The sequence below is a fragment of the Chitinophaga sp. genome, from assembly GCF_035564935.1.
Lineage (GTDB): Bacteria > Bacteroidota > Bacteroidia > Chitinophagales > Chitinophagaceae > Chitinophaga.
The window spans coordinates 1-10941 of the sequence record NZ_DATMTE010000741.1; the positions used below are offsets into that span (position 1 = coordinate 1).

Annotated in this window: 9 protein-coding genes and 2 riboswitches; of the genes, 5 read left to right on the forward strand and 4 right to left on the reverse strand. The window is 47.4% G+C overall.

The window, feature by feature from the left end; all coding sequences use genetic code 11:
• Positions 1–59: 59 nt before the first annotated feature.
• Positions 60–262: riboswitch (cobalamin riboswitch) on the forward strand.
• 204 nt (positions 263–466) lie between these two features.
• Positions 467–2758 carry a 5-methyltetrahydropteroyltriglutamate--homocysteine S-methyltransferase gene (metE, locus tag VN105_RS19155; RefSeq protein ID WP_325643166.1) on the forward strand — a complete coding sequence of 764 codons (2292 nt, stop codon included), beginning with the start codon at positions 467–469 and terminating at the stop codon, positions 2756–2758.
• Positions 2759–2777: 19 nt separating this feature from the next.
• A complete protein-coding gene (locus VN105_RS19160; RefSeq protein ID WP_325643168.1) occupies positions 2778–3161 on the forward strand; it encodes an acyl-CoA thioesterase in 384 nt (127 codons plus the stop codon).
• A 57-nt stretch (positions 3162–3218) separates the two neighbouring features.
• Here VN105_RS19160 and VN105_RS19165 read toward each other — a convergent pair whose 3' ends face one another.
• The 4 genes from VN105_RS19165 to VN105_RS19180 form a co-directional block, all read right to left on the reverse strand.
• Positions 3219–4160 carry a hypothetical protein gene (locus tag VN105_RS19165; protein ID WP_325643170.1) on the reverse strand — a complete coding sequence of 314 codons (942 nt, stop codon included), beginning with the start codon at positions 4158–4160 and terminating at the stop codon, positions 3219–3221.
• Between the two features lie 23 nt (positions 4161–4183).
• A complete protein-coding gene (locus tag VN105_RS19170; protein ID WP_325643171.1) occupies positions 4184–5335 on the reverse strand; it encodes a DUF5074 domain-containing protein in 1152 nt (383 codons plus the stop codon).
• A 10-nt stretch (positions 5336–5345) separates the two neighbouring features.
• Entirely contained in the window at positions 5346–7328 is a 1983-nt protein-coding gene (locus tag VN105_RS19175; protein ID WP_325643173.1) for a TonB-dependent receptor, read from the reverse strand.
• A 154-nt stretch (positions 7329–7482) separates the two neighbouring features.
• A riboswitch (cobalamin riboswitch) is annotated at positions 7483–7688 on the reverse strand.
• A 42-nt stretch (positions 7689–7730) separates the two neighbouring features.
• On the reverse strand, positions 7731–8198 hold the full coding sequence (locus tag VN105_RS19180; RefSeq protein ID WP_325643175.1) for a nuclear transport factor 2 family protein: 468 nt from the start codon (positions 8196–8198) through the stop codon (positions 7731–7733).
• Between the two features lie 167 nt (positions 8199–8365).
• On the opposite strand from VN105_RS19180, the gene VN105_RS19185 reads away from it, so the two are divergent.
• The 3 genes from VN105_RS19185 to VN105_RS19195 all read left to right on the forward strand — a co-directional run.
• Positions 8366–9670 carry a spondin domain-containing protein gene (locus tag VN105_RS19185; RefSeq protein ID WP_325643177.1) on the forward strand — a complete coding sequence of 435 codons (1305 nt, stop codon included), beginning with the start codon at positions 8366–8368 and terminating at the stop codon, positions 9668–9670.
• A 23-nt stretch (positions 9671–9693) separates the two neighbouring features.
• Complete coding sequence (locus VN105_RS19190) at positions 9694–10233, forward strand: carboxymuconolactone decarboxylase family protein (protein WP_325643179.1); 540 nt, start codon at positions 9694–9696, stop codon at positions 10231–10233.
• A gap of 31 nt (positions 10234–10264) precedes the next feature.
• The coding region (locus VN105_RS19195) for a peroxiredoxin-like family protein (protein WP_325643181.1) at positions 10265–10941 on the forward strand (677 nt) is incomplete at its 3' end.

Genomic DNA, 10941 nt, shown 5'->3' on the forward strand with positions numbered 1-10941 from the left:
TTTACGATTTTAAAAGTTGCGGGGATTTACTACCTTCGCCCCCGGTTCTTAATGTATTACTCATCGAAGCAAATAATGGTTCCCGCTGAAAAGCGGGATTAAAAGGGAACTGTGTGCAAATCACAGGCTGTCCCGCAACTGTAAGCTTCCGGCAGTGCAAACGCATTGCAACTGGTAAATATTATACCACTGTTCCGTAAGGAATGGGAAGGTGTTTACCAGCGGAACAAGCCAGGAGACCTGCCTTTATTTCACTTTGACAATGCTTTCGGGGATTGAAGCGTGTCTGGTTTCGGTACAGGTAATTTATACAGAACAGGTAACCTGCATGATATGATCATGCATGATAATGCACTTGTTCCGGTAAATGTATTGTACCTGCCCCTTCCCGTATCACATCTTCCAAAAACATTGCTGTACTATGTAAGAGCGTGAACATCATGTATCACCTTTTAAACAATCAGTAATGATTATCCACAACTTAGGCTATCCGAGGATAGGTAGCCAGCGTGAATTGAAGAAAGCCTGCGAAAGCTACTGGGCAGGCAAAATTACCCTCGGTGAATTACAGGCAGTGGCCCGTAATATCCGCTTGCATAACTGGGAATTGCAACAGCAGAAAGGTATTGACCGGATCCCCTGCAACGATTTTTCTTATTACGACCAGGTACTGGATACTGCCCTTATGGTAGGCGCCGTACCAGCCCGTTATGCCCCGTTACAGGAAAAAAAGATCCATGAAACAGATCTCCTGTTTGCCATGGCACGCGGCTACCAGCGGGATGGCGACGATATCACCGCTATGGAAATGACAAAATGGTTTGACACCAACTATCATTATATCGTTCCTGAATTAATCGTCAATCAATCGTTTCATTTCTTCTCCCGTAAAGTGGTTGAACAGTTCCTGGAAGCAAAACAGAACAACTATGCAGCCAAACCGGTGATCCTTGGCCCCGTTTCGTTCCTGCTGCTTGGTAAGGAGAAAACAGCCGGTTTCCATCGCTTATCACTGATCAGTAAATTGCTGCCGGTATACATGGAAGTGCTGACGGAACTTACCCGGGCCGGCGCCGACATTGTACAGATAGATGAGCCCTGCCTGTCGCTGGACCTCGATGAAGCGGCGCTGCAAACATTTTCAGATACCTACATACAGCTTCATGCGGCATTCCCACAGCTGCATATCTTCCTGGCCTCTTACTTTGAATGCTATGGAAAAAACCTGCCGGTAGCTTTGTCGCTGCCCGTGCAAACGCTGCACCTCGACCTGGTTCGTTGCCCTTCCCAACTGGATGATATCCTGGCCACCGCCATTGCAGATACTCCTTTACACCTCTCGCTGGGCGTAGTGGATGGCAGGAATATCTGGAAGAATGATTATGAAAGATCTTTACAGCAGATACAAAAAGCAATAAATGCACTGGGAAAAGACCGTATCGCCATTGCTCCTTCTTGCTCATTGCTGCATGTGCCGTGCGATCTCGACAACGAAACCATCATTTCTCCCGAAATTAAAAACTGGATGGCCTTTGCCAAACAGAAGCTGCAGGAATTAAAAGACCTGCGTGATATCTTGAACGGCAACACGGCTTTGCTGGATGCCAATAAAGCTGCCATCCACAGCAGAACTACCTCGCCCCTGATCCACCGGAAGGAAGTAAAAAACAGGATAGCGGCGTTCACTGCTGCCGATGCCCGCAGGAAGAGCGCCTTCCCCGTACGTCAGCATCTCCAGCAGGAGCAATTCAAATTGCCGTTGTTCCCCACCACTACCATCGGGTCTTTCCCGCAAACGGATGATATCAGGCAGCTGAGGGCGCGTCTGAAAAAAGGAGAGCTGACCGCTGAACAATATGAAGCAGCTATTGAAAAGGCTACCATAGAAGTGATCCGCTGGCAGGAGGAAGTTGGCCTGGATGTATTGGTGCATGGCGAGTTTGAACGGAATGACATGGTGGAATATTTCGGGGAGCAACTGCAGGGATTCCTGTTCACCCAAAATGGATGGGTACAGAGCTATGGCAGCCGTTGTGTAAAACCGCCGGTTATTTTTGGAGATGTAAGCCGCCCTGCCGACATGACCGTTCGCTGGAGCAGCTTTGCACAGTCGCACACCGGTAAGTTGATGAAAGGAATGCTCACCGGCCCTGTTACTATTCTGCAATGGTCGTTTGTACGTGATGATCAGCCCCGTTCCGCCACGGCCAATCAAATTGCATGGGCTATCCGCGATGAAGCAGTGGCATTGGAAAAGGCAGGTATCAAAGTGATCCAGATCGATGAACCCGCTATCCGGGAAGGACTACCTTTACGTAAAGAAAACCGGGCCGCTTACCTGGAGTGGGCGGTGCAGGTGTTCCGTATTTCCGCCAGTGGTGTGAAAGACGAAACACAGATCCATACGCATATGTGCTACAGCGAATTTAATGATATCATTGAGCATATTGCGGCAATGGATGCAGATGTAATTACCATTGAAACATCCCGTTCACAAATGGAGTTGCTGGATGCCTTTGCGGATTTTAAATACCCTAACGAGATAGGCCCCGGCGTATATGATATTCATTCTCCCCGGCAGCCGTCGGCAGAGGAAATGATCGCACTGCTGGAAAAAGCGGCTGTTACGCTGCCGGCAAGGAACCTGTGGGTAAATCCTGATTGCGGGTTGAAAACCCGTAAGTGGCCGGAAACAAAAGTGGCTTTATCGAATATGGTACGCGCAGCGGAAGTAATGAGAACAAAAGCCGCTTTATAAATACTAAAACAATACAACAATGACTATAGCCGAAAGAATTGTTCATTCGGAAACACGGATCTTTAAAGCCGTGTTTCCCAGTACCACCAACCATTACGATACTTTGTTCGGCGGTACCGCCATGTCGCTGATGGATGAAGTGGCGTTTATTACCGCTACCCGTTTTGCAAGGAAAAAGATGGTAACGGTATCATCCGGGAAAATAGATTTCAACAAACCTATTCCTGCCGGCACCATTGTGGAACTGATCGGTAAAATAACGGAAGTAGGGAATACCAGTGTGAAAGTGCTGGTGGAAATTTATATTGAGGAGATGTATTCCGATACCCGGGAAAAGGCCATCACGGGAACATTCAGCCTGGTGGCCATTGGTGAAGATAAACTGCCGGTAAGTGTGAGATAGTCAGAAGGTAAAGGGTGATCCTGGTTAACGGATCACCCTTTTTATATTCATCGGATATTATTCCAGGTTAAGGTCTTTTACACCGAGCACTTCTGTAGAGATCTCTCCCAGCCATCCTGCTTCTGCACGGATAGCGGTATGTACTTTTATAAAGTTGATCCCTTTGAGTTTTACCGGGTTACCATTTTTATCTACCGCCCAGTCCAGTTTTATTTTTGCATCGGGGTCATTATTCGCGAGGTTATCCGCATAGCCCCAGGAGAAAGCCGGCGAAATATAGTGAGGTGAGGAAGGATCGCTGGTGGTGTTTTTGATATTCGCGTCCGTAAGTCTGGTACCGGTGAAAGTAATGCTGTCGCCTTTCCATTGTGGATAATAGGATTGATCGTGAAATACATTCCTGGCCAGGTAACCGGTGTTACCCTTGTTATCTTTCCAGCGGATATATTCCGCATCGCTGGTATACGGATCATCCGGATTCGTTCCCCTGTTTTTTGTTTCGTTGGGTTTATAATAAGTGACCTGGTAGTTTTTTACAGTTTTGGAACTGTTGTATTCAGAACCGGCAATTTCATACCATTCATCATCCGGTAATCCATTCTTATTGGCGTCTGCAGATACGGAGATGACGCCCGGTTCGGCAAACTGGTCGAAGGCATTGCCCAGTACAATAAAGGAATATTCGCCGGGTACATTTTTGATGGTGTGGTCAAATCCCATCAGTACATAACCGCCAAATCCTCCCAGGGAAATCATTTGTTCCTGCCCCAAAGCTGCCAATGCATAATCCGCCATCTCTTTATCGGAGTCGCCTGTTTTCCAGGCTGGCAGTTCGTTGGTGAACTGACCCGGTGCGGGGAAATACTCGAACACTTTCGTCACCTTGTTCAGGAAAGGCCCGGTAGGCTCAGGGTCTTCGATGATCTCGTTTTTGTCTTTGGAGCAACTCCCCAGTATAACTGCGAGGAGCAATACGGCGGGTAAAAATCTACGTTTCATTGTATAGTTTTAGTTGGTTATAATTATTTAGTGCCGGAAATAAAAGCGATATGTGCCGGTATTTCACCGGTGGTAACCGACCATTTCTTTTTTCCTGCGGGGGTAAAGCAGTAAAGGACGCCGGAAGACACATAATCTTTCGCATCCGTTACGAAAATTTCCCTGGTGGCCGGATTTACCGCGATGCCGTAGGGCATGCGGATAGATTTATCCGTACCATCGGTAATGAAATTGGTGTTCAGCACGGTTTCAGTTTTTACATTCAGCATGTTGTAGGTAATGGTCCATTTACCGGTATTGTAACTGAAAACGGAGCCGTATACATAAGCGGTATCGCCGGCGATCCACAGGTTACTTACCGGGATATCAAACTGTTTTTTTACCACATCTGTTTTGGTATCAATTAAAAAAAGACGGGAGGGTATATTGTAATAGTCGCCCCGTGAAGTAACATAGATATCCCCGTCGTTGTCTACCTTGAGCCGGTTGAGGTTAATAGCAACATCGATCTTTTTTATCTCTTTAAAAGTATTTAAATCTATCACCGACACGGTGCGATCGTAGTTAGGTACGCGATATCCACCGGAGTTAGCTACATATAATTTATTGCCTGCCACCGCCATTTCTTCCGGCTGATAGCCAACAATCACCTTGCGTGTTATTTCCAGGGTAGCGGTATCAATTTCCGCTACAAAGCCGATGGGGGCATTGGGTTCAACCAGTACCGGACCGGCATATGAGCTCACATATGCTTTACCGTTAGCAAAGGTGATATAACGGCAATTGAGGATGTTGATCTGTTTGATCCGTTTGGCGCTTGCTGCATCCATTACTTCTACCTTATTGGAAATATTGATCACGGCATACAATTTTGAACCGTATGTTGCGATGTCATTTCCTACATCGCCCAGTTCTTTTACTGCCGTGGGGTTGGCGGTAGCATAGATATTACTTTTGTAGATGCCTGTGGTGTAATCATAATAATCCAGTGTGGATTTATTGCTCCCCATATTGCCTTCATTCAGGAGATAAAATCCATTGTAGGCAGCACCCGGCCTGGCAGTATCGACCGGCGTTATTTCCGGCGGAACAATTTTGTCGCCTTTCCGGCAACCGCTGATGGCCAGTCCTGCGAGGGCTGCCACTGATACTATATTCCTTAACTGTTTCATCATGGCATGTACATTAAATATTCACGGTTAAAACGAAGCGGTAATTTCTTCCCGGCATGGGGTAGCTGATCACCACTTCATAAAACTGGTTGGCGAGGTTATTTACCTGCGCCGTTACATGAAAGCGGGTGTGTTTATAGCTGAATTGCCTGCCCAGTGAAATATCGCTGGTATACCAGGGCTCCACATAATTCTTTGCCTTATTTTCCTTGCTGTTATATCTTTCACCGGTATAGATGAAGCTGTAGTTGCCTTCCCATTGTTTGTAATCGGCGCCCAGTATCAGTGAGCCGCTGTGGCGGGGAATATAAACGATCTGATCGCCGTAAAAACTATCAGACGGATCTGTGAAGTCCTGTGCGCGCTGGAAGGTATAGGTAAGCTTTGTGCTGAACTGTATTTGTTTTTTTATCAGCCATAAGGCTTTCGCTTTTACATCCACCCCTTTTATTTTTACGAAGCCCAGGTTCTCCATCTGCCAGCTTAGCATACTGGCGCCGGGAACGGCTACTATTTTATTATTCACTTCGTTGTAATAGGCATCTGTTTCAATGCCGGCCTGTATGATCCGGCTGTTAGTGAAAGTTTTATTCCAGGTAAATCCAACGTCGTATTGAGTGGCAAATTCCGGTTGCAGGAAACGGTTGCCGATCTCTGTATAATACAGGTCGTTAAATGTAGGCATACGGAAAATCCGCTTGTAAAATCCGCGTAGCCTGACAGCGGGAGAGCGTGCAGGCTGCCAGGAAACAAATATTGCCGGTGTGAATTGTTGCTGGTAAGGAGCCGCTGCATTTTTCTTTACGGTTTCATTCACAAAGGTGCCCAGTATGCTGGCTTGTGCACTGAACCGGTTGAAGCTGATATTGGTAGCAGCAGCAGCGAGGGTAGTGTACCGGGTAGGGTAGCTGAAATTGGTAAGATCGGCATCCAGCCGGTTCCATTGGAAATCGCCGGAAGCGGCGATGGTCCACCAGTTGGTGAGGGTATACTGGTGTGCCATGGAGAAATACATTTCGTACTGCCGGTAGTGGTTGTCGATATAGAGGCGGGCAGTATCCGGCGCCAGGAACCGCGTATAGTCGTAAGCGTATTTCCCGTTCAGCAGGATGCTGTAACGTTTGGTAACATCTTTCCGGAAGCTGGATTGTATAAAGATATCCTGGTCCCATTGCCGGTCCACATGCCCGAAAACGCCATTTACAATGAATCCTGGCAGGCCGCGTTCCGACTGGTAATAGTATATTTTTGTGCTCCATTCCCCGCCATTCAGCAGGCCGTTAAAACCGCCTTCTACACGAACAGCATTTACATCGCCGTTCGTGCGGTAAGCGCTGGTGTCATATACAAGGTGTCCGTTATCGTCGCGTTTCTGGTAAGAGAATTTGTACCTGCCGGTAGCATTGATCCATTCGGTGCTGAAAGAAGCGGATACTTTGCTGCTGATCTTTTGTTGCCATAACAGGGAGGGATTGAACAGGCCGAAAGAGCCGGTTTTTATGGTACCTCTTACATGTGTTTTTTCGTTTGCTGCGAATTTTGGTTTGAGAGAAGTGAGATAAATAGCGCCTGCCGATCCAAAGTCTTTCGCCGGCTGGAAGATGTTACTCTTTTGCCCATTGTACAGGGCGATTTCTTCCATATTATCCAGCGAAAACTTTCCAAGATCTACCTGGCCATTCTGTGCGTTACCCAGTTGTATACCATCATAGAACACGCCCACCTGGTTGGTGCCCATGCTGCGGATATCAACGGTTTTAAGCCCGCCGATGCCGCCATAGTCCTTTACCTGCAGGCCTGCAAAAAAACGGATAGCATCCGCCACGGAGTGACTGCCCAGCCGCTCCAGTTCTTTCGCCTGCATTTTCTGCCCGGGGCTCACTTCCCTGGCCGCCCGGGGTGCGGTTACGGATACCTCCCTGAGTGCTTTGGCGGTTACAGTATCGGCCTGCTGCGCATACGTACCCGTTACGCTGCAGAGCAATACTAGTAACATTGCGGCGCCCGCATGTTTTTTGAAACGCATCATTCCCAAGCCTGTTAATATTCCATCAACAGCTTTCGCAATAAGAAAAATAAATCAGGAAAGAAACAAGTACGGGCAATGCCCGCAGATTGAATGTATTCCCAAGCTTCATTCCACGAAAGCTTAAAAAAGTAGTGTTATGGCAGGTATTCTGACTTATCTCTGCTTTGGGCGACCTTCCCATTGAATGTTCAACAGTGGTCTGACTGGCGATGCCCTGGCATTGTATGAGACTTACAGCAGCGGGACTGTCCGGGATTTTCACCTGGTTCCCTTTTAATCAGGCATATCCGGGATGGACATGCCTGAACCATAGCGGGGCAAAAGTAGGTTATTATTTGGTGGATTCAAAAACAAGGGGCCGGTAACGGGTTATTTGGCGGCTGCTTCCTCGCAGTTGTCTTTACGCCTGGTATCTATCAGGTATTGGATTTTCCATCCATCGGGGAACTTCACCATTTGAAAGGAATCAACGCCGCAATGTGAAAACTGCCCCTTGAAAAAGAAGCGATAGGGCGCCCATACGGAGGCCAGGCGTCCATCCAGCAGGAGGGAGCCGAAAACGATACGCTCGTCGGCCGCATTGGCAGGCAGTTTGGCAATGTGAGAAGCAAATTCACTGATAGGCATGGTATGCACTGTTTCGTTGCCGGCTTTGTTTTCCATTACAGATTGTAATTGCGCTCCGGGAGCAAAACAGCCGGCAACTGCGGCGCTGTCTGCATTGAGCATAGCGGTAAACAGCCGTTGGATAGTGGCTTTTATAGCGTCTTCCTGTGTTTGGGCATGCAGGGAAGTGGCCATGGTGAGCAGTATAACGCAGAGTATAACAGGTCGCATTTTTTTCTTACAATATACTGATTTTGCGGGCGATAACGGATGCTCACCTTTCCCGGGAAAAACACCGGGCGGGAAATATAGTCAACACACCGGGAAATGCAGATACCTTCACCCCTTACCGGCAGCCTACCTTTACCATATCAGTTCAAATAATTAAAACATTGCTTATGAACCGCAACAAATCGGCCTGGTTATCTTTAGCGGCATTGCCTCTCTTTATTGCAGCCTGCAGCAAGGATAATGACGATGCACCCCAAACAGGCACACCTGCAACTATCACTGTGGAAAATGTATTGGAGTCCAAACCACTGGTGGAGTCCGGAACATTTAAAAATGAAGGCGCGGCGCCCGTTATCATGCCCGGTGAATCTATCTCTTTCCGGTTTTCAGCAGCAAAAGGACAGGCCCTGTCTTTTGCTACTATGTATGGTTGGTCAAACGACCTGTTTTTTGCACCGGCTAACCCGGGCATCAAATTATATGAGGACAGCGGTACACCAATAGAAGGAGATGTTTCCGCCCAGGTAAGGCTGTGGGACAATGGTACACGTATTAACCAGGTACCCGGCGCTGCTGTGGCACACCCCGGCGCCGCGGAAACGGCCCCGAAAAATGTTACAGAAGTGGCAGGAATGGATGCACAGGGAAATAGCTATGCGGCTGCATCGGCCCTGATGAAAACAACGCTTCACTATGAAGGTAATTCCACTTTTACATTAACGATAAAGAATACTTCGGGCGGCACCTCCAATCCAACGCCATTCAGTCCCGGTGTATGGGCCATTTCATACATCGCCGGCGGCACCCTCCTGGATCCTAACCCATTGTATGAAGCAGGTAAACCTACTGCAAACGGGTTGACAAACATTGCTGAAATGGGCGATAACAGCATCCTGGGCGAGTATATTAAAGGGCAAACAGGCATCTTTACGCCGCTTTCACCGGTATTGGTGGTGGTTTATAACGGTATCGACAATCCCATTTATAAAACAGGGGAAAATGACCGTGGTAAAGGATTAAAGGAATTAGCACAGAAAGGCGATGCCAGCGGGCTTGCAGCATATCTTAAAACCGTAAGTGGTGTAAAGGAGGTTTATATATTACCGGCAGCTAATTCTACCGTATTGTTGCCTAAAGCAGGCGGCCAGGCGGGCAGCAGTGTTTCACAACAGCTGAAAGTAGCCAAAGGCGACAGGATAGCCATTGCCACTATGTACGGGTTCTCCAACGACTGGTTCTTCGCTTCAAAAGACAACGGGGCAGATGCTACTCAGAAAGGCGATATTTCTTCTTCTGTTGCGCTTTACGATGACGGTACTGCCGTGAATCAATTCCCCGGAGCAGGTATCACACAATTTAACCTGGCAGGCACCCCGCTGGATGAAAGCAAGGTAATAGAAGAAGTGCCTAATCCCAATGCTTTTACCACATTACCCGCTATCACCGGTATCATAAAAGTAACACTTCAATAATCTCTTTAAACTGTATTTGGGAAATGGAAAATTTATTCACTGTATTAGGAAAAGAAGACGTGTCTGACAAGAACAGGCAACTCTTTGAGCAAATGGAAAAAGCATTTGGAAAGGTGCCTAATCTCTATAGCGTTCTGGCCTATTCAGAGAACGCCCTGGCATCTTATCTGAAACTGGAAGGAAGTCCTACTTCTCTTAACAGTAAAGAAGTTGAAGCTGTGAACCTGGTAGTGAGCGAAGTTAATTCCTGTGTGTACTGCCTCAGCGCTCATACTATTATTGCCCGTAAAGCCGGTATATCGGAGTTGCAGTCGATAGAAGTACGCTCAGGAACAGCTGCTTTCGACAGCAAACTGGATGCATTAGTAAGATTAACAAAAGCAGTTACGGAAAAGCACGGACATATTGATACGATGTTGCTGAATGAATTTTTTGAAGCGGGGTACACAAAGGAAAACCTGGTAGATGTGCTGGTGCTTATTGGCGACAGAACCATCAGTAACTTGCTGCATGCGGTAGCGCAGGTACCGGTGGATTTTCCACTGGCAAAGGAATTGGCATAAGTAACATTTATTGACGTAAAGTAAGGTAATAATGAAGAGAGGAAAAATGATCCGCTATCATGTAATATTGTTTTCCATTGCATTGGAACTGTTGATATCACTTCCGGCTGTGAAAGCGCAGGGGCAGATGAAGAGCCAGACAGGATTGCTATCCGCAACGGGCGCTGCTTATACTATACCGCAGCAGCCGGAAGATATCAGTCCTTTGCTGAACGGTGAATCTATTCCCGCGGTAATACTTAAAGATGTATCGGGGAAGGCATTTGACCTGAACAAAGCAGTGGCGAACAAGCCCACGATCCTTATCTTTTACCGGGGAGGCTGGTGCCCTTTCTGCTCCAGGCAACTGTCTGGCTTGCAGGAGATAGTACCTGTGCTTGAAGAAAAAGGTTACCAGCTGATTGCGGTTAGCACAGACAAACCCGAAGGGTTAAAGCAGTCGGCCGTGAAACAGCAGTTGGGCTACACATTGCTGTCCGATGCGGATACGAAGGTGTCCAAACTGTTTGGCATAGCCTACAAAGCTCCCGAAGCTTATTGGGAAATGCTGCCCAAAACCAGCGGAGGAATGGATACCGATCTTTTACTGCCGGTACCTTCCGTATTTATCCTGGATAGAAAGGGAGTGATACATTTTGAGTACATCAATCCGGATTTTAAACAACGTCTTAACCCGGAATTGCTGAAAGTAGTAGCGGCGCAAATTTA

What these genes read in the sequence shown, in the direction of transcription:
- VN105_RS19165 (WP_325643170.1), bottom strand. Translation starts at nt 4,160, where the DNA reads ATGAAACGTAGATTTTTACCCGCCGTATTGCTCCTCGCAGTTATACTG.
- VN105_RS19185 (WP_325643177.1), top strand. Translation starts at nt 8,366, where the DNA reads ATGAACCGCAACAAATCGGCCTGGTTATCTTTAGCGGCATTGCCTCTC.
- VN105_RS19175 (WP_325643173.1), bottom strand. Translation starts at nt 7,328, where the DNA reads ATGTTACTAGTATTGCTCTGCAGCGTAACGGGTACGTATGCGCAGCAG.
- VN105_RS19170 (WP_325643171.1), bottom strand. Translation starts at nt 5,335, where the DNA reads ATGATGAAACAGTTAAGGAATATAGTATCAGTGGCAGCCCTCGCAGGA.
- VN105_RS19160 (WP_325643168.1), top strand. Translation starts at nt 2,778, where the DNA reads ATGACTATAGCCGAAAGAATTGTTCATTCGGAAACACGGATCTTTAAA.
- VN105_RS19190 (WP_325643179.1), top strand. Translation starts at nt 9,694, where the DNA reads ATGGAAAATTTATTCACTGTATTAGGAAAAGAAGACGTGTCTGACAAG.
- metE (WP_325643166.1), top strand. Translation starts at nt 467, where the DNA reads ATGATTATCCACAACTTAGGCTATCCGAGGATAGGTAGCCAGCGTGAA.
- VN105_RS19180 (WP_325643175.1), bottom strand. Translation starts at nt 8,198, where the DNA reads ATGCGACCTGTTATACTCTGCGTTATACTGCTCACCATGGCCACTTCC.